The 25,339-nt window shown below is 71.6% G+C and carries 24 protein-coding genes; 20 read left to right on the top strand and 4 right to left on the bottom strand.

Annotated elements, in window-relative coordinates:
- The first annotated feature begins 144 nt into the window (after positions 1-144).
- Positions 145-2,679, top strand: a complete 2,535-nt coding sequence (locus tag ACH4PU_RS11195) for a RelA/SpoT family protein (RefSeq protein WP_398269413.1) — start codon at positions 145-147, stop codon at positions 2,677-2,679.
- A 53-nt stretch (positions 2,680-2,732) separates the two neighbouring features.
- On the opposite strand, the gene ACH4PU_RS11200 is transcribed toward ACH4PU_RS11195, so the two are convergent.
- Together ACH4PU_RS11200 and ACH4PU_RS11205 are read right to left on the bottom strand one after the other, a co-directional pair.
- Positions 2,733-3,962, bottom strand: coding sequence for a DUF349 domain-containing protein (locus tag ACH4PU_RS11200; RefSeq protein ID WP_398269416.1), 1,230 nt, complete (start codon positions 3,960-3,962; stop codon positions 2,733-2,735).
- A 242-nt stretch (positions 3,963-4,204) separates the two neighbouring features.
- Positions 4,205-5,068 carry a peptidylprolyl isomerase gene (locus tag ACH4PU_RS11205; protein ID WP_398269419.1) on the bottom strand — a complete coding sequence of 288 codons (864 nt, stop codon included), beginning with the start codon at positions 5,066-5,068 and terminating at the stop codon, positions 4,205-4,207.
- A gap of 191 nt (positions 5,069-5,259) precedes the next feature.
- Between ACH4PU_RS11205 and ACH4PU_RS11210 the strand changes: the two genes are divergently transcribed.
- From ACH4PU_RS11210 to ACH4PU_RS11225, 4 genes are all read left to right on the top strand, one after another.
- Positions 5,260-5,979, top strand: coding sequence for an MBL fold metallo-hydrolase (locus tag ACH4PU_RS11210; RefSeq protein ID WP_398269422.1), 720 nt, complete (start codon positions 5,260-5,262; stop codon positions 5,977-5,979).
- Positions 5,980-5,989: 10 nt separating this feature from the next.
- Positions 5,990-7,252 carry a histidine--tRNA ligase gene (hisS, locus tag ACH4PU_RS11215; protein ID WP_398269425.1) on the top strand — a complete coding sequence of 421 codons (1,263 nt, stop codon included), beginning with the start codon at positions 5,990-5,992 and terminating at the stop codon, positions 7,250-7,252.
- 58 nt (positions 7,253-7,310) lie between these two features.
- Positions 7,311-7,970 carry a vitamin K epoxide reductase family protein gene (locus ACH4PU_RS11220; protein ID WP_398269428.1) on the top strand — a complete coding sequence of 220 codons (660 nt, stop codon included), beginning with the start codon at positions 7,311-7,313 and terminating at the stop codon, positions 7,968-7,970.
- Between the two features lie 83 nt (positions 7,971-8,053).
- Positions 8,054-9,403 carry a replication-associated recombination protein A gene (locus ACH4PU_RS11225; RefSeq protein ID WP_398269431.1) on the top strand — a complete coding sequence of 450 codons (1,350 nt, stop codon included), beginning with the start codon at positions 8,054-8,056 and terminating at the stop codon, positions 9,401-9,403.
- Positions 9,404-9,656: 253 nt separating this feature from the next.
- On the opposite strand, the gene ACH4PU_RS11230 is transcribed toward ACH4PU_RS11225, so the two are convergent.
- Complete coding sequence (locus ACH4PU_RS11230) at positions 9,657-10,358, bottom strand: DUF2470 domain-containing protein (RefSeq protein ID WP_398269434.1); 702 nt, start codon at positions 10,356-10,358, stop codon at positions 9,657-9,659.
- A gap of 188 nt (positions 10,359-10,546) precedes the next feature.
- Between ACH4PU_RS11230 and rpsD the strand changes: the two genes are divergently transcribed.
- The 15 genes from rpsD to nusB all read left to right on the top strand — a co-directional run bounded on the left by rpsD (position 10,547) and on the right by nusB (position 24,721).
- The gene (rpsD, locus tag ACH4PU_RS11235; RefSeq protein ID WP_004942368.1) at positions 10,547-11,161 is read left to right on the top strand and encodes a 30S ribosomal protein S4; all 615 of its coding nucleotides are present in this window, start codon (positions 10,547-10,549) and stop codon (positions 11,159-11,161) included.
- Between the two features lie 216 nt (positions 11,162-11,377).
- The gene (locus tag ACH4PU_RS11240; protein ID WP_398269891.1) at positions 11,378-11,809 is read left to right on the top strand and encodes a DUF948 domain-containing protein; all 432 of its coding nucleotides are present in this window, start codon (positions 11,378-11,380) and stop codon (positions 11,807-11,809) included.
- A gap of 7 nt (positions 11,810-11,816) precedes the next feature.
- Positions 11,817-12,149, top strand: coding sequence for a DUF6167 family protein (locus ACH4PU_RS11245; protein WP_185946177.1), 333 nt, complete (start codon positions 11,817-11,819; stop codon positions 12,147-12,149).
- Positions 12,149-14,818 carry an alanine--tRNA ligase gene (gene alaS / locus ACH4PU_RS11250; RefSeq protein ID WP_398269439.1) on the top strand — a complete coding sequence of 890 codons (2,670 nt, stop codon included), beginning with the start codon at positions 12,149-12,151 and terminating at the stop codon, positions 14,816-14,818. The genes ACH4PU_RS11245 and alaS overlap by 1 nt, the downstream gene beginning before the upstream one ends.
- Positions 14,815-15,285: a Holliday junction resolvase RuvX gene (gene ruvX, locus ACH4PU_RS11255; protein WP_398269894.1), complete on the top strand. Its 471-nt coding sequence runs from the start codon at positions 14,815-14,817 to the stop codon at positions 15,283-15,285. Before alaS ends, ruvX begins: the two co-directional genes overlap by 4 nt.
- A 123-nt stretch (positions 15,286-15,408) precedes the next feature.
- A complete protein-coding gene (mltG, locus tag ACH4PU_RS11260; protein WP_398269442.1) occupies positions 15,409-17,403 on the top strand; it encodes an endolytic transglycosylase MltG in 1,995 nt (664 codons plus the stop codon).
- Positions 17,400-18,227: a shikimate dehydrogenase gene (locus ACH4PU_RS11265; RefSeq protein WP_398269445.1), complete on the top strand. Its 828-nt coding sequence runs from the start codon at positions 17,400-17,402 to the stop codon at positions 18,225-18,227. The genes mltG and ACH4PU_RS11265 overlap by 4 nt, the downstream gene beginning before the upstream one ends.
- A 177-nt stretch (positions 18,228-18,404) precedes the next feature.
- Positions 18,405-19,589 (top strand): chorismate synthase, encoded by a 1,185-nt coding sequence (gene aroC / locus ACH4PU_RS11270; protein ID WP_398269448.1) that lies wholly within the window; start codon positions 18,405-18,407, stop codon positions 19,587-19,589.
- A complete protein-coding gene (locus ACH4PU_RS11275; protein WP_398269451.1) occupies positions 19,586-20,122 on the top strand; it encodes a shikimate kinase in 537 nt (178 codons plus the stop codon). Before aroC ends, ACH4PU_RS11275 begins: the two co-directional genes overlap by 4 nt.
- A 7-nt stretch (positions 20,123-20,129) precedes the next feature.
- The gene (gene aroB / locus ACH4PU_RS11280; protein ID WP_398269454.1) at positions 20,130-21,221 is read left to right on the top strand and encodes a 3-dehydroquinate synthase; all 1,092 of its coding nucleotides are present in this window, start codon (positions 20,130-20,132) and stop codon (positions 21,219-21,221) included.
- Between the two features lie 5 nt (positions 21,222-21,226).
- The gene (gene aroQ, locus ACH4PU_RS11285) at positions 21,227-21,673 is read left to right on the top strand and encodes a type II 3-dehydroquinate dehydratase (protein ID WP_398269897.1); all 447 of its coding nucleotides are present in this window, start codon (positions 21,227-21,229) and stop codon (positions 21,671-21,673) included.
- Between the two features lie 141 nt (positions 21,674-21,814).
- A complete protein-coding gene (locus tag ACH4PU_RS11290; protein WP_398269900.1) occupies positions 21,815-22,507 on the top strand; it encodes an AAA family ATPase in 693 nt (230 codons plus the stop codon).
- A 61-nt stretch (positions 22,508-22,568) separates the two neighbouring features.
- Positions 22,569-23,675, top strand: a complete 1,107-nt coding sequence (locus ACH4PU_RS11295; RefSeq protein WP_398269457.1) for an aminopeptidase P family protein — start codon at positions 22,569-22,571, stop codon at positions 23,673-23,675.
- Positions 23,676-23,723: 48 nt separating this feature from the next.
- Positions 23,724-24,290 (top strand): elongation factor P, encoded by a 567-nt coding sequence (efp, locus tag ACH4PU_RS11300; protein WP_004948697.1) that lies wholly within the window; start codon positions 23,724-23,726, stop codon positions 24,288-24,290.
- A gap of 2 nt (positions 24,291-24,292) precedes the next feature.
- On the top strand, positions 24,293-24,721 hold the full coding sequence (gene nusB, locus ACH4PU_RS11305; protein WP_185946187.1) for a transcription antitermination factor NusB: 429 nt from the start codon (positions 24,293-24,295) through the stop codon (positions 24,719-24,721).
- A 101-nt stretch (positions 24,722-24,822) separates the two neighbouring features.
- Here nusB and bldD read toward each other — a convergent pair whose 3' ends face one another.
- Complete coding sequence (gene bldD / locus ACH4PU_RS11310; RefSeq protein WP_004948690.1) at positions 24,823-25,323, bottom strand: transcriptional regulator BldD; 501 nt, start codon at positions 25,321-25,323, stop codon at positions 24,823-24,825.
- Between the last annotated feature and the right edge of the window lie 16 nt (positions 25,324-25,339).

Here is a 25,339-nt window from a genome sequence, read left to right on the forward strand (position 1 = left end):
CGCACGGAACGGGCCCCGGGGAGAACCCCGGGGCCCGTTCCGTGCGTCCTCGCCCCCGCCGGGCGGGAGGCGGCTTCACGGCCCGGATCGATACCATGGCAGTCCGGACCTGTTCGGGGACCGGACCCCGCATGAGGAGTGCTCTTGCCAGACAAGGCCCAGCCGCTCTCCCCCAGACTCCGTCCGGGGGCATCCCCAGCGGCACAGCCCGACCAGCCGGCGCCGGACGCCGCGGCTGCCGCGGGCACGCCCGAGCCCACGGGCCGCCCGCAGGGCGCGGCCGCGCCCGATCCCGGAAAGCGGGACCGGCCGCAGGCCGCCCCGGGAGGCGACCTGGTCAAGGAGAGCGCCGGCCCGCGCCCCACGCCGCCGCCGAGCGCCCGCTCCGCCTCCTCCAGCCGGGTCCGCGCCCGCCTCGCCCGGCTGGGCGTACAGCGGCAGAGCCCGTACAACCCGGTGCTGGAGCCGTTGCTCCGCATCGTCCGCGGGAACGACCCCAAGGCGGACGCCTCCACGCTGCGCCAGATCGAGCGCGCCTACCAGGTCGCCGAGCGCTGGCACCGCGGGCAGAAGCGCAAGAGCGGCGACCCGTACATCACCCACCCGCTCGCCGTGACCACCATCCTGGCCGAGCTGGGCATGGACCCGGCGACGCTGATGGCCGGGCTGCTGCACGACACCGTCGAGGACACCGAGTACGGCCTCGACGACCTCCGCCGCGACTTCGGCGACCAGGTCGCCCTGCTCGTCGACGGCGTCACCAAGCTGGACCGGGTGCAGTTCGGCGAGGCCGCCCAGGCCGAGACGGTCCGCAAGATGGTCGTCGCCATGGCCAAGGACCCCCGGGTCCTCGTGATCAAGCTCGCCGACCGGCTGCACAACATGCGCACCATGCGCTACCTCAAGCGGGAGAAGCAGGAGAAGAAGGCCCGCGAGACGCTGGAGATCTACGCCCCGCTGGCGCACCGGCTGGGCATGAACACCATCAAGTGGGAGCTGGAGGACCTCGCCTTCGCGATCCTCTACCCCAAGATGTACGACGAGATCGTCCGGCTCGTCGCCGAGCGCGCGCCCAAGCGGGACGAGTACCTGGCGATCGTCACCGACGAGGTCCAGGCCGACCTCCGCGCCGCCCGCATCAAGGCCACGGTCACCGGCCGGCCGAAGCACTACTACAGCGTCTACCAGAAGATGATCGTGCGGGGCCGGGACTTCGCCGAGATCTACGACCTGGTGGGCATCCGCGTCCTCGTCGACACCGTCCGCGACTGCTACGCGGCGCTCGGCACCGTCCACGCCCGGTGGAACCCGGTGCCCGGGCGGTTCAAGGACTACATCGCGATGCCCAAGTTCAACATGTACCAGTCGCTGCACACGACGGTCATAGGGCCCAGCGGCAAGCCGGTCGAGCTCCAGATCCGGACGTTCGACATGCACCGCCGCGCCGAGTACGGCATCGCCGCGCACTGGAAGTACAAGCAGGAGGCCGTCGCCGGTGCCTCCAAGATCCGTACGGACGTGCCGAAGAACGCCGGCAAGAACCAGGACACCGTCAACGACATGGCCTGGCTCCGGCAGTTGCTGGACTGGCAGAAGGAGACGGAGGACCCGGGCGAGTTCCTGGAGTCGCTCCGCTTCGACCTGTCGCGCAACGAGGTCTTCGTCTTCACGCCCAAGGGCGACGTCATAGCGCTGCCCGCCGGGGCCACGCCGGTCGACTTCGCCTACGCCGTGCACACCGAGGTCGGCCACCGCACCATAGGGGCCCGGGTCAACGGGCGGCTGGTGCCGCTCGAATCGACCCTGGACAACGGCGACCTGGTCGAGGTCTTCACCTCCAAGGCGCCCGGCGCCGGCCCCTCCCGCGACTGGCTGGGCTTCGTCAAGTCCCCCCGCGCGCGCAACAAGATCCGCGCCTGGTTCTCCAAGGAGCGCCGGGACGAGGCGATCGAGCAGGGCAAGGACGCCATCGCCCGCGCGATGCGCAAGCAGAACCTGCCCATCCAGCGCATCCTGACCGGCGATTCGCTGGTCACCCTCGCGCACGAGATGCGCTACCCGGACATCTCCTCGCTCTACGCGGCCATCGGCGAGGGCCATGTGGCCGCCCAGGGCGTGGTGCAGAAGCTCGTCCAGGCGCTCGGCGGCGAGGACGCGGCGACGGAGGACATCGAGGAGTCGGCGCCCATCCGCGGCCGCTCCAAGCGGCGTTCGTCCGCCGACCCGGGCGTGGTCGTCAAGGGCGTCGACGACGTGTGGGTCAAGCTCGCCCGCTGCTGTACGCCCGTGCCCGGCGACCCGATCATCGGCTTCGTCACCCGCGGCAACGGCATCTCGGTCCACCGCGCGGACTGCGTCAACGTCGACTCGCTGTCGCAGCAGCCGGAGCGGATCATCGACGTCGAGTGGGCGCCCACCCAGTCGTCCGTCTTCCTCGTCGCCATCCAGGTGGAGGCGCTGGACCGGTCCCGGCTGCTGTCGGACGTCACCCGGGTCCTGTCGGACCAGCACGTCAACATCCTCTCGGCGGCGGTGCAGACCTCCCGGGACCGGGTGGCCACCTCGCGGTTCACCTTCGAGATGGGCGACCCCAAGCACCTGGGGCACGTGCTGAAGGCGGTGCGCGGCGTGGAGGGCGTCTACGACGTGTACCGCGTGACGTCGGCCCGCAGGCCGTAGGAACGACGGAAGGCCCCCGGCGGATGCCGGGGGCCTTCGTCATGCGCGGCCGGTCAGCCGCCGAACTCCTGCAGGCCCTTCAGCGCCTGGTCCAGCAGCGCCTCACGGCCCGCCAGCTCCTTGCCGAGCTTCTCGGCCTTCGCCTCGTTGCCCGCCGCGCGCGCCTTGTCGATCTGCGCCCGGAGCTTGTCGACCGCGTCCTGGAGCTGCCCGGTCAGCCCGGCCGCGCGCGCCCGCGCCTCCGGGTTGGTCCGCCGCCACTCGGCCTCCTCGGCCTCCTGGATGGCGCGCTCCACGGCGTGCATCCGGCCCTCGATCTTCGGCCGGGCGTCCCGCGGCACGTGGCCGATGGCCTCCCAGCGCTCGTTGATCGAACGGAACGCCGCCCGGGCCGCCTTGAGGTCGGTCACCGGCAGCAGCTTCTCCGCCTCGACGACCAGGTCCTCCTTGAGCCCCAGATTGGCCTGCTGCTCGGCGTCGCGCTCCGCGAACACCTCGCCGCGCGCCTGGAAGAAGACGTCCTGCGCGCCGCGGAACCGGGCCCACAGCTCGTCCTCGGCCTCGCGCTGGGCGCGCCCGGCGGCCTTCCAGTCGGCCATCAGCTCGCGGTAACGGGCCGCGGTGGCGCCCCAGTCCGTCGAGCCGGACAGCGCCTCGGCCTCGGCGACCAGCTTCTCCTTGACCTTGCGGGCCTCCTCGCGCTGGGCGTCCAGCGAGGCGAAGTGGGCCTTGCGGCGCTTGGAGAACGCCGAGCGGGCGTGCGAGAAGCGGTGCCACAGCTCGTCGTCGGTCTTGCGGTCCAGCCGCGGCAGGCCCTTCCAGGTGTCCACCAGGGCCCGCAGCCGCTCGCCGGCCGAGCGCCACTGCTCGCTCGCGGCCAGCTCCTCGGCCTCGGCGACCAGCGCCTCCTTGGCCGTCCTGGCCTCGTCCGTCTGCTTGGCCTTGGCCGCCTTGCGCTCCTCGCGGCGCTTGTCGACCGTCTCGACGAGCTTGTCCAACCGCCCGCGCAGCGCGTCCAGATCGCCGACCGCGTGGTGCTCGTCGACCTGCGAACGCAGGTGGTCGATCGCGGTCATCGCGTCCTTGGTCGACAGGTCGGTGGTGTTGACCCGGCGTTCGAGGAGGCCGATCTCGACGACCAGGCCCTCGTACTTGCGCTCGAAGTAAGCGAGAGCCTCCTCCGGACTCCCCGCCTGCCACGAGCCGACGACCTTCTCGCCGTCGGCGGTACGCACGTACACCGTCCCCGTCTCGTCGACGCGGCCCCACGGGTCGCTGCTCACAGCGCCTCCTCCACATGATGCGGGGGCCGTTCGCGGCCCGCGCGCATCGTCCACAGTTGTCCCCGGTGGAGCCGCGCCCCGCCCGGTCCGGCGGCTTGATCATTTCACTGGCGTTCGGTGCTGTTTCGGGTGCCTCGCAGCCGCCGGAGCAGGCACCCTACACAACGCCAACATAGGCGACCGGTGGCCCGGCTGTCCGTATCCCGCGACCGGAATTTCGCCGCTCGGCCACGGGTGCGGAATCAGCTCTTCGTCACCGTCGCCTTGTCCACCACGACGGTGGCGTTGGGGGGTCCGTCCGGGGCCCCGCCCTGGATCCCGGCGCCGGCGATCTTGTCGAGAGTCTTGCGGCCCTCGGTGCCGATCGTGCCGACCGGGGTGTAGTCCGGCTGCAGCGGGCTGTCCTTGTAGACGAGGAAGAACTGGCTGCCCGTCGAATGCGGCTGCTGGGTCTTGGCCATGGCGATCGTCCCGGCCGGGTAGATCTTCATCTTCGCCTGCTTGAGCTGCTCGTCCTTGGGCTCCTGGAGCAGGTCGCTCTTGAGGTTCTCCTCGGCGAGCGTGTAGCCCGGACCGCCCGCGCCGGTGCCCTGCGGGTCGCCGCACTGGAGGACGTAGATGCCCGCGGCCTCACCGGTGAGGCGGTGGCACTTGGTGTGGTCGAAGTACCCCTGGCCCGCCAGGAAGTTCAGCGAGTTGACGGTGTGGGGGGCCTTGGCCGCATCCAGCTTCAGGTCGATGGACCCGCAGGTGGTCTTGAGGTCCATGGTGTAGGAGGCGGACGTGTCGACCGTCATCGACGGCTCCGACTTCCACGTCTTCTTCGCCGGGCTGCCGGCGGCGGGCTTGGCGCACGGGTCCGGGCCCTTCGAGGGAGTGGGGAGCTCGCTCGGGGTCGCCTCCGACGCCTTGTCGTCCTTCTTGTCGTCGCCGCCCAGCGCGCCGGCGGCCACCGCCGTACCGCCCGCGGCGATCAGCACGGCGAGGCCGGCCGCGATCAACGCGTTCCGGTTGCGGGCCTTGCGCCGCTGCGCCTCGCGGCGCTGCTGCTGCCGCTCGAACTTCTCCCGTGCGAGCTGCCGCCGCCGCTGCTCGTTAGTGACCACCGGGTCGTCTCCTCGTGCCGTATCGATCCGTCGGAACGCCTGTTGCGAGCGTGCCCGTACCGTATACGGGTTCGCGGCGGCGGAGGTGCCGCCGGTAGGCTCTGAACCGGCATAAACGTGACCGGCGCACCGGCCGGGCACGCCTGCCGGATCCCTGCCACGCCAACGCAGGCCGACATTTAAGGACGAATGTGCTGATTGCCGGGTTCCCCGCCGGGGCCTGGGGGACCAATTGTTATCTGGTCGCCCCCGCCGCCGGTGAGGAGTGCGTGATCATCGACCCGGGCCACCAGGCCGCCCAGGGAGTCGAGGAAGCACTCAGGAAGCATCGGCTCGAGCCCGTCGCGGTCGTTCTCACCCACGGCCACATCGACCACGTCGCCTCGGTCGTCCCGGTGTGCGGCGCCCATGACGTCCCCGCCTGGATCCACCCCGCCGACCGCTACATGATGAGCGACCCGGAGAAGGCACTCGGCCGCTCCATCGGCGCGCAGCTCCTCGGCGAGCTGACCGTGGGGGAACCGGACGACGTCAAGGAGCTCGCCGACGGCAGCACCCTGGACCTCGCCGGTCTGGAGTTCACCGTCGCGCACGCGCCCGGCCATACCAAGGGGTCGGTGACCTTCCGGCTGCCCGAGTCGAGCGACATCCCGTCGGTCTTCTTCTCAGGCGACCTGCTGTTCGCCGGCTCCATCGGACGCACCGACCTGCCCGGCGGTGACCACGCCGAGATACTCGAGTCCCTGGCCCGCGTGTGCCTGCCCCTCGACGACTCGACCGTGGTCCTCTCCGGCCACGGCCCCCAGACCAGCATCGGCCGCGAGCGCGCCACCAACCCCTACCTGCGGGAAGTGGCCCAGGCGCAGTACGGCCCCGGAACCGGCACCCCGGCTCCGCGACGAGGAATGTGACGAAGCTTTCGTGAGCACTTTCAAGGCCCCCAAGGGCACCTACGACCTGACCCCGCCGGACTCGGCGGTCTACCTCGCCGTGCGCGAGGCCATCGCCGCGCCGGTGCGGCGGGCCGGCTACGGCTATGTGGAGACCCCCGGTTTCGAGAATGTCGAGCTGTTCGCGCGCGGCGTCGGCGAGTCCACCGACATCGTGACCAAGGAGATGTACACCCTCACCACCCGCGGCGGCGACCAGCTCGCACTGCGCCCCGAGGGCACCGCCTCCGTGCTGCGCGCCGCGCTGGAGGGCAACCTCCACAAGGGCGGCAACCTCCCGGTCAAGCTCTGGTACTCCGGCTCGTACTACCGCTACGAGCGCCCGCAGAAGGGCCGTTACCGCCACTTCTCGCAGGTCGGCGCCGAGGCCATCGGGGCCGAGGACCCGGCGCTGGACGCCGAGCTGATCATCCTGGCCGTCGACGCGTACAAGTCGCTCGGCCTGAAGAACTTCCGTCTGCTGCTCAACTCGCTCGGCGACAAGGAGTGCCGCCCCGCCTACCGGGCCGCCCTCCAGGACTTCCTGCGCGGCCTCGACCTGGACGACGACACCCGGCGCCGCATCGAGATCAACCCGCTGCGGGTCCTCGACGACAAGCGCGAGGCCGTCCAGAAGCAGCTCGTCGGCGCCCCCATGCTCCGCGACCACCTCTGCGAGGCGTGCAAGGAGTACCACGAGCAGGTGCGCGCGCTGCTGACCGCGGCGGGCGTCGCCTTCGAGGACGACGAGAAGCTGGTGCGCGGCCTGGACTACTACACGCGCACCACCTTCGAGTTCGTCCACGACGGCCTCGGCGCGCAGTCCGCGGTCGGCGGCGGCGGCCGCTACGACGGCCTGTCCGAGATGATCGGCGGCCCGGCCCTGCCGTCCGTCGGCTGGGCGCTGGGCGTCGACCGCACGGTGCTGGCACTGGAGGCCGAGGGCATCGAGCTCGAACTCCCCGCCGCCACCGAGGTGTACGCGGTCCCGCTGGGCGACGAGGCCCGCCGGGTCCTCTTCGGCGTCGTCACCGAACTCCGCCGGGCCGGCATCGCCGCCGACTTCGCGTTCGGCGGGAAGGGGCTCAAGAACGCCATGAAATCGGCCGACCGCTCCGGCGCCCGCTACGCCCTGGTTGCGGGCGAACGCGACCTGGCCGAAGGCGTCGTCCAGCTCAAGGACCTGGGCAGCGGCGAGCAGACCGCCGTCCCGGTCGGCACCGTCGTGAGTGAACTCCGGGACAGGCAGGGCTGATCGACCGCCGCCTGGTGCAGAATGGGCGCATCGGACGACTGATGGGATCTATGGCGCTATGACGACCTCGGCTCTAGACCGCTCCGACACCGACGGCGCGGAGCGGGACGGGCCCGCCACCGGTGCGGTGGGCGGCAGTCGTGCCTTCGGACTGCTGCTGGTCATCACCGGTGCCATGGGGCTGCTGGCCGCCTGGGTCATCACGATCGACAAGAACAAGATCCTCGAGGCCAAGGCGGCCGGGAAAAGCTTCACCCCCGGGTGCAGCCTCAACCCGGTCGTCGCCTGCGGCAACATCATGGAGAGCGAGCAGGCCCACGCCTTCGGGTTCCCCAACCCGATGCTCGGCCTGGTCTGCTACGGCGCGATCATCGCCATCGGCCTGGCGGTGCTCTCCGGCGCCCGCTTCCCGCGCTGGTACTGGCTGGGCATGCAGGCCGGCACCCTCTTCGGCGTCGGCTTCTGCACCTGGCTCCAGTACCAGTCGCTGTACGTCATCGGCTCGCTCTGCCTGTGGTGCTGCCTCGCCTGGGTCGCCACCATCGTGATGTTCTGCTACGTCACCGTGCAGAACATCCGCCACCGCTTCATCCCGCTGCCGAACGCGGTGCGGAACGTGGTGCTGGAGTTCCACTGGGTGGTACCGGTGCTGTGGATCGGCGTCATCGGGCTGGCGATCCTGACGAACTGGTGGTCGTTCTGGACCGGCCAGTCCTGAGGTCGCCTTTCTGACCTGCTACAACGCCGCCGGACGACGACCGTCCGGCGGCGTTGTCAGTGGGGTGGCATAGGGTTTCGAGCGTGGAACCCGACCTGTTCACCGCCGCAGAAGAGGACCGCCGGGAGAAAGACCCGTCGAGCAGTCCCCTGGCCGTCCGCATGCGCCCCCGCACCCTCGACGAGGTCGTCGGGCAGGGCCATCTGCTGAAGCCGGGATCGCCGCTGCGCCGGCTGGTCGGCGAGGCGAGCGGCGGGCCGGCCGGGCCCTCGTCGGTGATCCTCTGGGGCCCGCCCGGCATCGGCAAGACGACCCTCGCGTACGTCGTCAGCCAGGCCACCAACAAGCGCTTCGTCGAGCTGTCCGCGATCACCGCCGGCGTCAAGGAGGTCCGGGCCGTCATCGACGGCGCCCGCCGGGCCTCCGGCGGCTACGGCAAGGAGACCGTCCTCTTCCTCGACGAGATCCACCGCTTCAGCAAGGCCCAGCAGGACTCCCTGCTGCCCGCCGTGGAGAACCGCTGGGTCACCCTCATCGCCGCCACCACCGAGAACCCCTACTTCTCGATCATCTCCCCGCTCCTCTCCCGCTCCCTGCTGCTCACCCTCCAGGCGCTCACCGACGACGACCTGCGCGGACTGCTGCACCGCGCCATCGCCGACGAGCGCGGGCTCGGCGGCGCGGTCACCCTCCCCGAGGACGCGGAGGCACACCTGCTGCGGATCGCTGGCGGCGACGCGCGGCGGGCGCTCACCGCCCTGGAGGCGGCGGCGGGGGCGGCGCTCGACAAGGGTGAGGGCGAGATCACCCTGGAGACGCTGGAGGAGACGGTCGACCGGGCCGCGGTGAAGTACGACCGCGACGGGGACCAGCACTACGACGTCGCGAGTGCGTTGATCAAGTCGATTCGCGGGTCGGACGTGGACGCCACGCTGCACTATCTCGCCCGGATGATCGAGGCGGGGGAGGACCCTCGGTTCATCGCCCGGCGGCTGATGATCTCCGCCAGCGAGGACATCGGGCTCGCGGATCCTTCCGCGCTGCAGACGGCGGTCGCCGGGGCGCAGGCCGTCGCCATGATCGGTTTCCCCGAGGCGCGGATCACTCTTTCGCAGGTGGCCATCGCGTTGGCGCTCGCGCCGAAGTCGAACGCGGCCTATCTCGCCATCGACGCGGCGCTCGCCGATGTGCGGGGCGGGCTGGCCGGGCCGGTGCCCGCGCATCTGCGGGACGGGCATTACAAGGGGGCCGCGAAGCTGGGGCACGGGGAGGGGTATCAGTACCCCCATGATCTGCCGGGTGGCATTGCGGCTCAGCAGTATGCGCCGGATGCGGTGCATGGTCGGCGGTATTACTCGCCTACTCGGCATGGGGCGGAGGGGCGGTACGCGGACGTGGTGGAGCGGGTGCGGGAGCGTTTGCGGGGGGAGTGAGCCCCAGTCCCGCCCCTTCGCCGATTCCTGGGGCTGCGCCCCAGACCCCGCTTGTCGCGGCTTCGCCGCTCGTCCTCAAACGCCGGACGGGCTGATTAGCGCGCCCGGGCGCACACTCCAGCCCGTCCGGCGCTTGAGGACAACCGCGCGGAGCGCGGTTTCGGGGATGCGGAGGCGCAGCCCCTGCAAGAAACTGGGGGCACCTCCCAGCGGTAGCCGGGGGAGAAAGGGCGGGACCGGGGCATCCCGCCCCTCACTCCTCCGCCGCGTCGAACAGCCGGTGCATCTCCCGCCGCAACCCCGCCACATCCCGCACCGGCTCCGGGAACTCGAACCGTGCGTCGAAGGACCGCTCAGCCGGGCTGCCCGAGCCGTCGCGCGTGAAGCGGACCCGGAAGCCGAAGCGGTCCAGGGCCAGCGGTACGGCGGCGCCCGTGCTCCGGCGCTGGGCGTCGAGCAGGCGCCACAGGCCGCGTACCTGGTCGCCGTGCCCGGCGTGGAGGTGCTGGAGGAGCTCCGTCTCGTACTCCACGAGCGGATCGGGCGCGGCGCCCGCGAAGTCGTCGGGCGAGACGGTGTCGATGCCCCAGAGGTCGTCCACGGAGATGTTCCCGAGTTCCAGCCGCACCATCATGCGGCCCGGCTCCGCGACGCCGGGGACGCAGGTGAGCCAGCCGGAGAGCCAGGCGCGGCCGCGGATGCGGTTGGGGACGGAGACGGGGGCGACGTCGGTGAGCTCCAGGACGGCGGGGAGGTCGTCGGCCTCGGCGTGGGTGGCCGCGCGGACGACGGGGGAGTCGGCCGGGTGGACGAGGTACACGTCGCCGTCGGGGCCGACGGTCCGTACCTCGGGGGTGAGGGGTTCGGGGCGGGCGGCCTCCAGGCCGGGGACGAGCAGTACCGCGGAGCATGTACTCTGTACGAGAGTTCGTGTGCGCTCGGCTGCTGACGGCATCCGGGCGGTTTCAAGTCCGCTGGGACGCGGCTGACCACGATCTGATCGGACCTCCGTCGTACCGGCGCCATCAGTTGCGCCGGCCTTCTTCGTGCTGTCCGTGACGTGACTGGTGTTCCCCGGGCGAGACATGCGATCTCCTTGAGTAAGGTGAGCCTAACCTAACCTATTTCGGAGGTCTGGAGAACGTGCCTAACCAGTCGCGTCCCAAGGTCAAGAAGTCTCGTGCGCTCGGCATCGCCCTGACGCCGAAGGCCGTCAAGTACTTCGAGGCCCGTCCCTACCCGCCGGGCGAGCATGGCCGCGGCCGCAAGCAGAACTCGGACTACAAGGTCCGTCTGCTCGAGAAGCAGCGTCTGCGCGCGCAGTACGACATCAGCGAGCGCCAGATGGCGCGCGCCTACGACCGTGCCAAGAAGGCCGAGGGCAAGACCGGCGAGGCGCTGGTCATCGAGCTCGAGCGTCGTCTGGACGCCCTGGTCCTGCGCGCCGGCATCGCCCGCACCATCTACCAGGCCCGCCAGATGGTCGTCCACGGCCACATCGAGGTCAACGGCAAGAAGGTCGACAAGCCGTCCTTCCGCGTCCGTCCCGACGACGTCGTGATGGTCCGCGAGCGCAGCCGCGCCAAGCACCCCTTCCAGGTCGCCCGCGAGGGTGGCTACGCGGGTGAGGGCGAGACCCCGCGCTACCTGCAGGTCAACCTGCAGGCCCTGGCCTTCCGCCTGGACCGCGACCCGAACCGCAAGGAGATCCCGGTCATCTGCGACGAGCAGCTCGTCGTCGAGTACTACGCCCGCTAAGCCGGCCGTAGGACCCGCGGGAACCTTCTGCACGCCTGGCCCGTCGCCCCTCCGCCCTCGTGGCGGCAGGGTGGCGGGCCACCGCGTTTTCCGGGGCGCTCCGGGCCTCGAAACGGAGTACGGGCCGCCACCCACGGCGCGATATGGTCGGTACCCGACGTTTCCAACGTGTGACCAGCGACGACAGCAGGGAGCGGTGCAGTGTCCGGTGGAGAGGTGGCCGGGATCCTCGTGGCCGTCTTCTGGGCGATCCTGGTGTCCTTCATCGCCCTTGTCCTGGTACGGCTCGCGCAGACGCTGAAGGCGGCCACCAAGCTGGTCGCCGACGTCACCGAGCAGGCCGTGCCGCTGCTGGCCGACGCCTCGGCGACCGTCCGGTCCGCCCACACGCAGCTCGCCCGCGTCGACTCGATCGCCGCGGACGTCCAGGAGGTCACGGCCAACGCCTCCGCGCTGTCCTCCACCGTCTCCTCCGCCTTCGGCGGACCGCTGGTGAAGGTCGCCGCCTTCGGCTACGGGGTGCGGCAGGCGATCGGGCGCAAGGGCGCCCCCGCCGAATCCGAGCGCACCGTGATCACCGGCCGGAGCGTCGGCAAGAAGCTGCCGTCCGCCCGGCGCGGCGGCCGTCGTACCCGTGGGAAGGGCTGATCCGGAAATGTTCCGCCGTGCTTTTTGGTTCACCACCGGGGTGGCCGCCGGAGTGTGGGCCACCACCAAGGTGAACCGCACCCTGGACAAGCTCACCCCCGAGAGCCTCGCGCTCCAGGCGGCCGACCGGGCCGTGCTCGCCGGCCGCCGCGTCAAGCACTTCGCGCTCGACGTCCGCGACGGCATGGCGCACCGCGAGGCGGCGCTCAAGGACGCTCTCGGCCTCACCGCCGGGCCGGAGCCGGAGGAGGCCCGGGCGCTGCCCGCCGGACGCCCGCACCTCGTCGTCGTCGAACCCACCCATCCCCACCACTCGCTCACCCGGAAAGAGGACCACTGATGGAGTCCGCTGAAATCCGCCGCCGCTGGCTGCGCTTCTTCGAAGAGCGTGGGCACACCGTCGTGCCGTCGGCGTCGCTCATCGCGGACGACCCGACGCTGCTCCTCGTGCCCGCGGGCATGGTGCCCTTCAAGCCCTACTTCCTGGGTGAGGTCAAGCCGCCGTTCAGCCGCGCCACCAGCGTGCAGAAGTGCGTCCGCACGCCGGACATCGAGGAGGTCGGCAAGACCACCCGGCACGGCACGTTCTTCCAGATGTGCGGCAACTTCTCCTTCGGCGACTACTTCAAGGAGGGCGCGATCAAGCTCTCCTGGGAGCTGCTGACCTCGTCCGTCGCCGACGGCGGCTACGGCCTCGACCCCGAGAAGCTCTGGATCACCGTCTACCAGGACGACGACGAGGCCGAGCGGATCTGGCGGGACACCGTCGGCGTTCCCGCCGAGCGCATCCAGCGCCTGGGCAAGAAGGACAACTTCTGGTCCATGGGCGTCCCCGGCCCCTGCGGTCCCTGCTCCGAGATCAACTACGACCGCGGCCCCGAGTTCGGCCCCGAGGGCGGCCCGGCCGTCAACGACGAGCGGTACGTGGAGATCTGGAACCTGGTCTTCATGCAGTACGAGCGGGGTGCCGGCGACGGCAAGGAGGACTTCCCGATCCTCGGCGACCTCCCCGCCAAGAACATCGACACCGGCCTCGGCCTCGAGCGCCTCGCGATGATCCTGCAGGGCGTCCGGAACATGTACGAGACCGACACCCTGCGCGTCGTCATCGACAAGGCCACCGAGCTCACCGGCGTCGCCTACGGCAAGGCCGACGCCTCCGACGTCTCGCTGCGCGTGGTCGCCGACCACATGCGCACCTCGGTGATGCTCATCGGCGACGGCGTCACCCCCGGCAACGAGGGCCGCGGCTACGTCCTGCGCCGCATCATGCGCCGCGCCATCCGCAACATGCGGATGCTGGGCGCCACCGGCCCGGTCGTCGCCGACCTGCTCGACGTGATCATCAACACGATGGGGCAGCAGTACCCGGAGCTCGTCGAGGACCGCAAGCGCATCGAGACCGTCGCGCTCGCCGAGGAGGCCGCCTTCCTCAAGGCCCTCAAGGGCGGCACGAACATCCTCGACACCGCCGTGACCGAGACCAAGGCCGCCGGCGGCACGGTCCTCTCCGGCGACAAGGCGTTCCTGCTCCACGACACCTGGGGCTTCCCGATCGACCTCACCCTGGAGATGGCCGCCGAGCAGGGCCTCTCCGTGGACGAGGACGGCTTCCGCCGCCTGATGAAGGAGCAGCGGGACCGCGCCAAGGCCGACGCCAAGGCGAAGAAGACCGGCCACGCCGACCTGTCCGCCTACCGCGAGGTGGCCGACACCGCCGGTGTCACCGACTTCACCGGCTACACCCTCACCGAGAACGAGGCCACCGTCGTGGGCCTGCTCGTCGACGGCGTGCCGTCGCCGGCCGCCTCCGAGGGCGACGAGGTCGAGATCGTCCTCGACCGTACGCCGTTCTACGCCGAGGGCGGTGGCCAGCTGGCCGACCAGGGGCGTATCAAGCTTCACAACGGCGCCGTGGTCGAGATCCGCGACGTGCAGAAGCCCGTTCCGGGCGTCAACGTCCACAAGGGCGTCGTCCAGGTCGGTGAGGTGACGGTCGGCGCCTCGGCGTACGCCGTCATCGACGTCAAGCGCCGCCGGGCCATCGCCCGCGCCCACAGCGCCACCCACCTGACGCACCAGGCGCTGCGCGACGCGCTCGGCCCGACGGCCGCCCAGGCCGGTTCGGAGAACTCGCCCGGCCGCTTCCGCTTCGACTTCGGCTCCCCGACCGCCGTGCCCGGCACCGTCCTCACCGACGTCGAGCAGCGGATCAACGAGGTCCTCTCGCACGAACTCGACGTCCACGCCGAGGTCATGAGTCTGGACGAGGCCAAGAAGTCCGGCGCGATCGCCGAGTTCGGCGAGAAGTACGGCGAGCGGGTACGCGTCGTGACCATCGGCGACTTCTCCAAGGAGCTGTGCGGCGGTACGCACGTCGCCAACACCGCCCAGCTGGGCCTGGTGAAGCTGCTCGGCGAGTCCTCGATCGGCTCCGGCGTGCGCCGCGTCGAGGCCCTGGTCGGCGCCGACGCGTACGACTTCCTGGCCAGGGAGCACACGGTCGTCGCCCAGCTCACCGAGTTGGTCAAGGGCCGCCCGGAGGAGCTGCCGGAGAAGATCTCGGGCATGCTCGCCAAGCTGCGGGACGCCGAGAAGGAGATCGAGCGCTACCGCGCCGAGAAGGTGCTCCAGGCCGCCGCCGGGCTGGCCCAGGGTGCCAAGGACGTCCACGGCATCGCCCTGGTCACCGGCACCGTCCCGGACGGCACCGGCGCCGACGACCTGCGCAAGCTGGTCCTCGACGTCCGCGGCCGGATCACCGGCGGCCGCCCGGCCGTCGTCGCCCTGTTCACCGTGGCCAACGGCCGCCCGCTGACCGTCATCGCCACCAACGAGGCCGCCCGCGAGCGCGGTCTCAAGGCCGGCGACCTGGTCCGTACGGCCGCCAAGACGCTCGGCGGCGGCGGTGGCGGCAAGCCGGACGTCGCCCAGGGCGGCGGCCAGAACCCGGAGGCCGTGGCCGACGCCATCGCCGCCGTGGAGCGCCTCGTGGCGGAAGCGGCCTGACCGTGCGACGTGGCAGACGCATCGCCGTCGACGTCGGGGACGCCCGGATCGGGGTCGCCTCGTGCGACCCCGACGGGATCCTCGCCACGCCGGTCGAGACCGTGCCAGGACGGGACATCCCGCAGGCCCACAAGCGGCTCGCGGCGATCGTCGCGGAGTACGAGCCCGTCGAGGTCGTCGTCGGCCTGCCCCGCTCCCTCAAGGGGGGAGAGGGGCCGGCCGCGGCCAAGGTGCGCACGTTCGCCAAGGAGATGGCCCGGCGCGTCGCGCCGGTGCCCGTCCGGCTGGTGGACGAGCGGATGACCACGGTCACCGCGGCCCAGGGGCTGCGCGCGTCCGGAGTCAGCAGCAAGAAGGGCCGGTCCGTCGTCGACCAGGCGGCGGCCGTCATCATCCTGCAGAACGCCCTGGAGATCGAAAGGACGTCGGGGCGCCCTCCGGGCGAACCCGTCGAAGTGGTCATCTGATCGCGATACGGTAACCTTCCGCGCGACATGGCAGCTAGTTCGAACGCCATCCCTACAGGACCAGACGATCGGACCCGCGCCCTCCGGGGCGCCCGGCTGCCGCTGTGCGGCTCTAGGGGATAGATGACTGAGTACGGCCGGGGTTCCGGCTCCCAACCGTGGAATCCCGGCGACCCCCACCACGGGGACCCGGGGTACGAGGGTCAGCAGCATCCTCCGCAGCAGCAGCCGTACTACGGTCAGCAGCACCATCCGGACCAGGGGTTTCCCGAACAGCAGCAGTACGGCTGGGAGCAGTCGTCGCAGGGCGGTGGGGGCCACTACGGTGACCCCCACACGCAGTCCCAGGGCCATGCCGGGTACGGACAGCAGCAGGCGGGCCCCTCGGGCGGCTCCGGCGGCTACTACGGGCCGGGCGGCGGATACCCGGGGCAGGACGGGCAGCCCTACGACACGGGTCAGCACCCGCACGTACAGCAGCAGACGTACGACACCGGGCAGCACCCGCAGCCGGGCGGACAGCAGAGGTACGACACGGGTCAGCATCCGCAGCCGTCCTATGACACGGGTCAGCACCCGCATCCGTCGTACGACACCGGGCAGCACCCGCAGCAGGGGTACGACACCGGGCAGCACCCGCAGCGGTCTTATGACACGGGTCAGCACCCGCAGCGGTCTTATGACACGGGTCAGCATCCGCAGCGGTCTTATGACACGGGTCAGCATCCGCAGCAGTCTTATGACACGGGTCAGCATCCGCAGCAGTCCTATGACACGGGTCAGCACCCACGTCCGGGCGAGCAGCGGGTGCCGCGGCAGGCGCCCGCCAAGGAGCCGCACGAGGAGTGGCTGGAGGAGTCCTCCGGCGAGCACTCCCTGCTCTCCAAGTCCGCCACGGCCCCGGCCCCCCGGTCGTCCCCGGCCATAGACCTCCTCCCGGGCGGCCTCGCGGACGAGACTGACGAGGCCGACGGGGACACAGCCGACGACGAGCCGCGGCGCGGCCGGCGCGGCGGCGGGTCCGGCGGCAAGGGCAAGAAGCAGCCCAAGCGCCGCAGCGGTACGGCCTGCCTGGTCGTCGCGGTGGTGCTGATCGGCGCCGTCGGCGGCCTCGGCTACCTGGGCTACGACTACTGGGAGACGAACTACGGCCCCGCGCCCGACTACGAGGGCGAGGGCACCGGATCCGTCCAGGTGGACATCCCCAAGGGCACCGGTCTCACCCAGATGGGTGACCTTCTCCAGAAGAACGGCGTGGTCAAGAGCGCCCGGGCGTTCACCGAGGCGGCGGGCACCAAGCTCATCCAGCCCGGTACGTACACCCTGCACAAGGAGATGTCGGCCGAGTCCGCCGTCACGATGATGACGGACACCAAGAACCTGCTGACCATCCGCGAGGGCATCCGGGCCGCCGAGGTCTACGGCTCCATCGACAAGAAGCTGGAGCTCAAGCCGGGCACCACCAAGGACGTCGCCAAGGCGCAGGCGAAGAACCTGGGCCTGCCCGACTGGGCGACCGCCGACCCGAACGTCAAGGACCCGCTGGAGGGCTTCCTCTTCCCGTCGCAGTACAACGCGGGCAAGGGCACCAAGCCGGAGGAGATCCTCCGGCAGATGGTGAAGCGGGCCAAGGCCAACTACGAGCAGCAGGACCTGGAGGGCAAGGCCAAGGAGCTGGGCCTGAAGTCCCCGCTCCAGGTGATCACCGTCGCCAGCCTCGTCCAGGTCGAGGGCAAGTACAAGCACGACTTCGACAAGATCGCCCGGGTCGTCTACAACCGGCTCAAGCCGGACAACAAGGAGACGTACGGCCTCCTGGACTTCGACTCCACGGTCAACTACGCCAAGAGCCAGTCCACCCTGGACACCGGCTCCGTCAACGACCTGCGCAAGTTCAAGGACCCGTACAACACCTACTACGCCAAGGGCCTGCCGCCCGGGCCGATCAGCAACCCCGGCATGGACGCCCTGAAGTCCGCGCTCGAACCCGCCTCCGGGCCCTGGTACTACTTCGTCTCGATCAACGAGGACAAGACGCTGTTCGCGGTGACCAACGCGGAGCACAACAGGAACCGCCAGCAGTACGAGCAGGAGCACCGGAAGGCGGCCGGACAGTGACCGCGCGCCGCCGGGCCGCCGTCCTCGGCTCGCCCATCGCCCACTCGCTCTCCCCGGTCCTGCACCGGGCCGCGTATGCCGCGCTCGGCCTGGGGGAGTGGACGTACGACCGGTACGAGATCGACGAGGCCGCGCTCCCGGCCTTCGTCGAGGGGCTGGACGACAGCTGGGCCGGCCTCTCGCTGACCATGCCGCTCAAGCGGGCGGTCATCCCGCTGCTGGACGGGATCAGCGACACCGCGCGGTCCGTCGAGGCCGTCAACACCGTCCTCGTCGGCGCGGACGGCCGGCTCACCGGCGACAACACGGACATCCCGGGCCTGGTCGCCGCCCTGCGCGAGCGCGGCGTCGACAAGGTCGCCTCGGCGGCCGTGCTGGGCGCCGGGGCCACCGCCTCCTCGGCGCTCGCCGCGCTCGCCGGGATCTGCGCCGGCGAGGTCACCGCCTACGTCCGCAGCGCCGAGCGGGCCGCCGAGATGCGGCAGTGGGGCGAACGGCTCGGGGTGCCCGTCCGCACCGCCGACTGGTCCCGCGCCGCCGAGGCGTTCGAGGCCCCGCTGGTCGTCGCCACCACCCCGGCCGGGGCCGCGGACGCGCTCGCGGCCGCCGTCCCGGACCGGCCCGGCACCCTCTTCGACGTCCTCTACGAGCCCTGGCCGACCCCGCTGGCGGCGGCCTGGGCCGCGCGCGGCGGCACGGTCCTGGGCGGCCTCGACCTGCTCGTCCACCAGGCGGTGCTCCAGGTCGAGCGGATGACGGGCGTCTCGCCGGCACCGCTCGCGGCCATGCGGGCCGCCGGGGAAGCGGCCCTCGCGGCCCGCTGACCTCTTCCCGAGGGCTCCTCGACCGCTCCCGACGGCTCCCGGAACGGGCGGAAAACGTCCGGAACGCGGACCGGCGCCGGGATACCGCCCCGGCCATGGGAGGATCGGGGGCGGCGGACCGTACCACGGGTCGGTCGCGCCGTCCCACGATCCGAGGCGCGAGCAAGAGGAGTTCCGTTGAGCAGGTTGCGCTGGCTGACGGCCGGGGAGTCGCACGGTCCGGCCCTGGTGGCGACGCTGGAGGGGCTGCCCGCGGGCGTCCCGGTCACCACGGAGATGGTGGCGGACCACCTGGCCCGGCGGCGCCTCGGCTATGGGCGCGGCGCCCGGATGAAGTTCGAGCGGGACGAGGTGACCTTCCTCGGCGGGGTGCGGCACGGCCTGTCCATGGGCTCCCCGGTCGCGGTCATGGTGGGCAACACCGAGTGGCCCAAGTGGGAGAAGGTCATGGCCGCCGACCCGGTGGACCCGGCCGAGCTCGCCGAGCTCGCCCGCAACGCCCCGCTGACCCGGCCGCGCCCCGGCCACGCGGACCTCGCCGGCATGCAGAAGTACGGCTTCGACGAGGCCCGTCCGGTCCTGGAGCGGGCCTCCGCGCGGGAGACCGCGGCCCGCGTCGCGCTCGGCGCCGTCGCGCGCTCCTTCCTGAAGGAGGCGGCCGGCATCGAGATCGTCTCGCACGTCGTCGAGCTGGCCGCCGCCAAGGCGCCGTACGGCGTGTACCCGAAGCCGTCGGACGTCGAGCGGCTGGACGCCGACCCGGTGCGCTGCCTCGACGCCGCCGCGAGCGAGGCGATGGTCGCCGAGATCGACCAGGCGCACAAGGACGGGGACACCCTCGGTGGCGTCGTCGAGGTCCTCGCCTACGGCGTGCCCGTCGGCCTCGGCTCGCACGTGCACTGGGACCGGCGGCTGGACGCCCGGCTCGCCGCCGCCCTGATGGGCATCCAGGCGATCAAGGGCGTCGAGCTCGGCGACGGCTTCGACCTGGCCCGGGTGCCCGGCTCGAAGGCGCACGACGAGATCGTCGCCACCGAGGAGGGCGTGCGCCGCACGTCCGGCCGCTCCGGCGGCACCGAGGGCGGCCTGACCACCGGCGAACTGCTGCGCGTCCGCGCCGCGATGAAGCCCATCGCCACCGTGCCGAAGGCGCTCGCCACCATCGACGTCACCACCGGCGAGGCCGCCAAGGCCCATCACCAGCGCTCCGACGTGTGCGCCGTCCCCGCGGCCGGCATCGTCGCCGAGGCGATGGTGGCGCTCGTCCTGGCGGACGCCGTGGTGGAGAAGTTCGGCGGCGACAGCGTCACCGAGACCCGCCGCAACGTCCAGGGCTACCTCGACAACCTGGCCATCAAGTGACCGGGCCGGTCGCTGTCCTCGTCGGCCCGCCCGGAGCCGGGAAGTCGACCGTCGGAGCGCTGCTCGCCGAGCGGCTCGGCACCGGCTACCGGGACACCGACGCCGACATCGAGCGGACCGCCGGCAAGCCCATCCCGGAGATTTTCCTGGACGAGGGCGAGCCGCACTTCCGCGAGCTGGAGCGGCAGGCCGTGCGCGCCGCCGTGGCGGAGCACCCCGGGGTGCTCTCGCTCGGCGGCGGCGCCGTCATGGACCCGGACACCCGGGCGCTGCTCAAGGGGCTGCCCGTCGTCTTCCTCGACGTCGACCTGGCCGATGCCGTACGGCGGGTGGGGCTGGACGCGCCGCGCCCGCTGCTGGCGGTCAACCCGCGCAAGCGGTGGCGGGAGCTGATGGAGGCCCGCCGCCCGCTCTACACCGAGGTCGCCCGGTTCGTCGTCGCCACCGGAGGCCGGAGCCCGGCCGAGGTCACCGACGCGGTACTCGACAGCCTGCGCCCGCCCGGCGCCCGTACCCACGACACCTCGCAGTGAGGAACGCATGACCGACGCACCCACCCGTATCCAGGTCGCCGGCACCGCCGGCACCGCGCCGTACGAGGTCCTGATCGGGCACCGGCTGCTGGGCGAACTGCCCGCGCTCATCGGGACGGACGCCCGGCGCGTGGCCGTCCTGCACCCGGAGGCGCTGGCCGAGACCGGCGAGGTCCTCCGCGCCGACCTGGCCGACCAGGGCTACGAGGCCATCGCCATCCAGGTGCCGAACGCGGAGGAGGCCAAGACCGCCGAGGTCGCCGCCTACTGCTGGAAGGCGCTCGGGCAGTCCGGCTTCACCCGCACCGACGTCGTCGTCGGCGTCGGCGGCGGCGCCACCACCGACCTGGCCGGCTTCGTCGCCGCCACCTGGCTGCGCGGTGTGCGCTGGATCGCGGTGCCCACCACCGTGCTGGCGATGGTCGACGCCGCCGTCGGCGGCAAGACCGGCATCAACACCGCCGAGGGCAAGAACCTCGTCGGCGCCTTCCACCCGCCGGCCGGGGTGCTCTGCGACCTGTCCGCGCTGGAGTCGCTGCCGGTCCACGACTACGTCAGCGGGCTCGCCGAGGTCATCAAGGCCGGCTTCATCGCCGACCCGGTGATCCTCGACCTGATCGAGAGCGACCCCGAGGCCGCCCGCACCCCGTCCGGTGCGCACACCGCCGAGCTCATCGAGCGCGCCATCCGGGTCAAGGCCGACGTCGTCTCCCAGGACCTCAAGGAATCCGGCCTCCGCGAGATCCTCAACTACGGGCACACCCTCGCCCACGCCATCGAGAAGAACGAGCGGTACAACTGGCGGCACGGCGCGGCCGTCGCCGTCGGCATGGTCTTCGCCGCCGAACTCGGCCGGATCGCCGGCCGGCTCGACGACGCGACAGCCGACCGGCACCGCGCGGTGCTGGAGTCCGTGGGGCTGCCGGTGACCTACCGGGGCGACCAGTGGCCCAAGCTGCTGGAGACGATGAAGATCGACAAGAAGACGCGGGGCGACCGGCTGCGCTTCATCGTGCTCGACGGGCTGGCGAAGCCGGTGGTGCTGGAGGCTCCGGATCCGGCGATGCTGCTGGCCGCGCATGCGGAGATCGCGGCGTGAGCGGCGTGAGCGCCGCCCGTCGGGTTCTCGTGCTCAACGGGCCGAACCTCGGGCGGCTCGGCTCCCGTGAGCCCGACGTCTACGGGTCCACCTCGTACGCCGGGCTCGTCGAGGAGTGCGCCCGGCTCGGCGCGGAGCTCGGCTTCGACGTCGACGTCCGCGAGACCAACGACGAGGGGGAGCTGGTCCGCTGGCTGCACGAGGCGGCGGACGAGCGGCTGCCCGTCGTCATCAACCCGGGTGCGTTCACGCATTACTCGTACGCGATGCGGGACGCGGCGGCGCAGCGGACCGCTCCGCTGATCGAGGTGCACATCTCCAATCCGCATGCGCGGGAGGAGTTCCGGCATACGTCCGTGATCTCCGCTGTCGCGTCCGGGACGATCGCCGGGTTCGGTGTCGGGTCGTACCGGCTCGCGTTGCGGGCGCTCGCGGAGGAACTCCGGGGCTGAGCGGAGCGTCTGGGTTGAGGGGGTAGGGTGCCCCGGTCCCGCCCTTTCACCGTTTCCTGGGGCTGCGCCCCAGACCCCTTTGTCCTCAAACGCCGGACGGGCTGAACAGTCAGCCCGTCCGGCGTTTGAGGACAAGAGGGTCTGAGGGACCGGGGCACCCCCCACCACAACGACCCACCGCACGAGACGGAGTGCCACCGGATGCAGCGCCCAGTGGGACAGCCGCTACCCCCCATCCCCCCGCCGATGCCCGCGCCCGTACCCCTGGACCCCGCCACCGCCCCCGTCGCGGTCCTGCTGATCGGCCCGGCCGGTGCCGGGAAGACGACGGCGGCCCGGTACTGGGCCGACACCCGTCGGGCGCCCACGGCGCACATCAGCCTGGACGACGTCCGGGAGTGGGTGCGGGCCGGTTTCGCCGACCCGCAGGCCGGGTGGAACGAACGGTCCGAGGCCCAGTACCGGCTGGCCCGCCGCACCTGCGGCTTCGCCGCCCGGAACTTCCTGGCCAACGGCATCTCCTGCATCCTCGACGACGCGGTCTTCCCGGACCGGCCCGCCGTCGGCCTGGGCGGCTGGAAGCGGCACATCGGCCCGGGCCTGCTGCCCGTCGTCCTGCTGCCGGGGCTCGACGTGGTGCTGGAGCGCAACGCCGAGCGGCGCGGCAACCGGCGGCTGGGCGACGAGGAGGTGGCGCGCATCCACGGGCGGATGGCCGGCTGGTACGGCTCAGGGCTGCCGATCATCGACAACTCGCAGCAGGACGTGGCCACCACGGCGCGGCTGATCGACGAGGCCGTGGCCCGCTCCTTCGCCACTCCGCCGGCCTGGTAGCCGCACCCCGGTCGGACGCGCCGGAGCGGCCGCTTCCGGCCGCCGAACGTACGCTCGGGGCATGTCCGACGTGTACGCGGCGCGCCGTTCACGGCTGCTGGAGCGGTGCCTGGCGAACGGGAGCGAGGCCGCGCTGGTCACCGGCGGGGCCAACGTCCGCTACCTCGCCGGCCATGCCCCGGCCGACGCCGCCCTGCTGGTCGGGCCCGTCCACGACGTGCTGCTCTGCGCCTCCGACCCGTTCGACGCCGCGTCGGCCGCCCGGCCCGCAGGCGATCTGCGCGTCTTCGTCCTGCCCGGCACGGAGGGCGACCCGGCCGTCGCGGGCGCGGAGCGGGCCGCGGCGGCCGGGGCCGGCTCGCTGGCGGTGGAGGAGCACCACCTGACCGTACGGCGTCACCGCGCTCTGAGGGCCGTCGCGCCGGGGCTGCGGCTGGACGACCTGGGGCCGGCCGTGGAGCAGCAGCGGCTGGTGAAGGACGAGGAGGAGATCTCCTGCCTGCGGATCGCCGCCGAGATCGCCGACCAGGCGCTGGGGGAGCTGCTGGAGTCCATCCTCGTCGGCCGGACCGAGCGGCACCTCGCCCTGGAGCTGGAGCGCCGCCTGGTGGACCACGGCGCGTCCGGGCCGGCGTTCCCCACCTCGGTGGGGACCGGGCCCGACTCCGGGCTGGCCGGGCACGTACCCTCGGACCGGCGGGTGGAGGAGGGCGACTTCCTCTCGGTCTGCCTGGGCGCCGACTACCACGGCTACCACAGCGAGATCGCCCGTACCTTCGTCATCGGCACCTCTCCGGCGGACTGGCAGATCGAACTGTACGAGCAGGTCTTCGCGGCCCAGCGGGCCGGGCGGGAGGCGCTGCTGCCGGGGACGCCGTACCGGGACGTGGACCGCGCGGCACGGCGCGTCCTGGAGGCCGCGGGCCACGGCGAGCGGCTCGGTCCGCGGATCGGTCACGGGGTCGGACTCGAAAACGGCGAGGACCCTCGGCTCGCGCCCGCGGCCATGGGTAAACTGGACGCTTGCGTGCCGGTCACCGTAGATCCGGGGGTTCACCTCCCGGGGCGGGGCGGCGTCCGGATCGATGACACGCTCGTCGTCCGCCCCGAGGCGGACGGCGGTCCCGAGCTACTCACCATCACGACCAAGGAGCTGCTCGCGCTGTAGCGCGTGCCTCTTCGGGGTCGCAGCTTCAGTCCAGGAGATTCCGCAACCGTGGCTTCCACGAACGACCTCAAGAACGGCATGGTGCTCAAGCTCGAAGGCGGCCAGCTCTGGTCCGTCGTCGAGTTCCAGCACGTCAAGCCCGGCAAGGGCCCCGCCTTCGTGCGCACCAAGCTCAAGAACGTGCTGTCCGGCAAGGTCGTCGACAAGACCTTCAACGCCGGCGTGAAGGTCGAGACGGCCACCGTCGACCGCCGCGACATGCAGTTCTCGTACATGGACGGCGAGTACTTCGTCTTCATGGACATGAAGGACTACGACCAGCTCATGATCGACCGGAAGGCCGTCGGCGACGCCGCGAACTTCCTGATCGAGGGCTTCGAGGCCACGGTCGCCACGCACGAGGGCGAGGTGCTCTACGTCGAGCTCCCGGCCGCCGTCGAGCTCACCATCAAGCACACCGACCCGGGTGTGCAGGGCGACCGCTCCACCGGTGGCACCAAGCCCGCCGAGCTGGAGACCGGTTACGAGATCCAGGTCCCGCTGTTCGTCAGCACGGGCGAGAAGATCAAGGTCGACACGCGCACCGGCGATTACCTCGGCCGGGTGAACAGCTAACCGTGGCCGCCCGCAGCAACTCCCGGAAGCGCGCCTTCCAGATCCTCTTCGAGGCCGACCAGCGAGAGGCGTCCGTGCTGGACGTCCTCGCCGACTGGATCCGGCACTCGCGCTCGGACGACCGGCAGCCGCCGGTCAACGAGTACACGATGCAGCTGGTCGAGGGCTACGCCGAGCACGTCGCCCGGATCGACGAGCTGATCGAGACCTACGCGGTCGACTGGGACCTGGACCGGATGCCGGCCGCCGACCGGAACATCGTCCGGCTCGGGGCCTACGAGCTCATCTGGGAGGACGGGACCCCGGACGCGGTGGCGATCGACGAGGCGGTGCAGCTCGCCAAGGAGTTCTCCACCGACGAGTCGCCGGCCTTCATCAACGGTCTGCTCGGCCGGTTCAAGGAGCTCAAGCCGGGCATCCGCCGGGCCTGACGCGCCACGACCGCCACATCGACAACCGCCAGGGGGCGGGGAACCGGAAGGTTCCCCGCCCCCTGGCGGTTCGCATACGGGCCGGACTCGGGCCGATAAGGCTAGGCGTCCTCGTGCTGCACGGCGCGGCGCGCGTCCGCGTCGAGCACACCCCAGCTGATCAGCTGCTCGGTGAGCACCGAGGGCGACTGGTCGTAGATCACGGCGAGGGTGCGCAGGTCGTCCTGGCGGATCGACAGCACCTTGCCGTTGTAGTCGCCACGCTGGCTCTGGATGGTCGCCGCGTAACGCTGGAGCGGGCCCGCCTTCTCGGCCGGGACGTGGGCGAGGCGCTCCAGGTCCAGGACCAGCTTCGGCGGGGGCTCGGCCGCGCCGCCGGGCGTGGTGCCGGGCAGCAGCTCCTGGACGGGCACCCCGTAGAAGTCGGCCAGCTCGGCAAGGCGCTGCACGGTCACGGCACGGTCGCCGCGCTCGTACGAGCCCACCACCACGGCCTTCCAGCGGCCCTGGGACTTCTCCTCGACACCATGGAGTGAGAGGCCCTGCTGGGTGCGGATGGCGCGGAGCTTGGCCCCGAGCTGTTTGGCGTATTCGCTGGACATAAAGCTCCCCGGACGC

The sequence above is a fragment of the Streptomyces sp. NPDC021100 genome (assembly GCF_044333095.1).
Classification (GTDB): Bacteria; Actinomycetota; Actinomycetes; order Streptomycetales; family Streptomycetaceae; genus Streptomyces.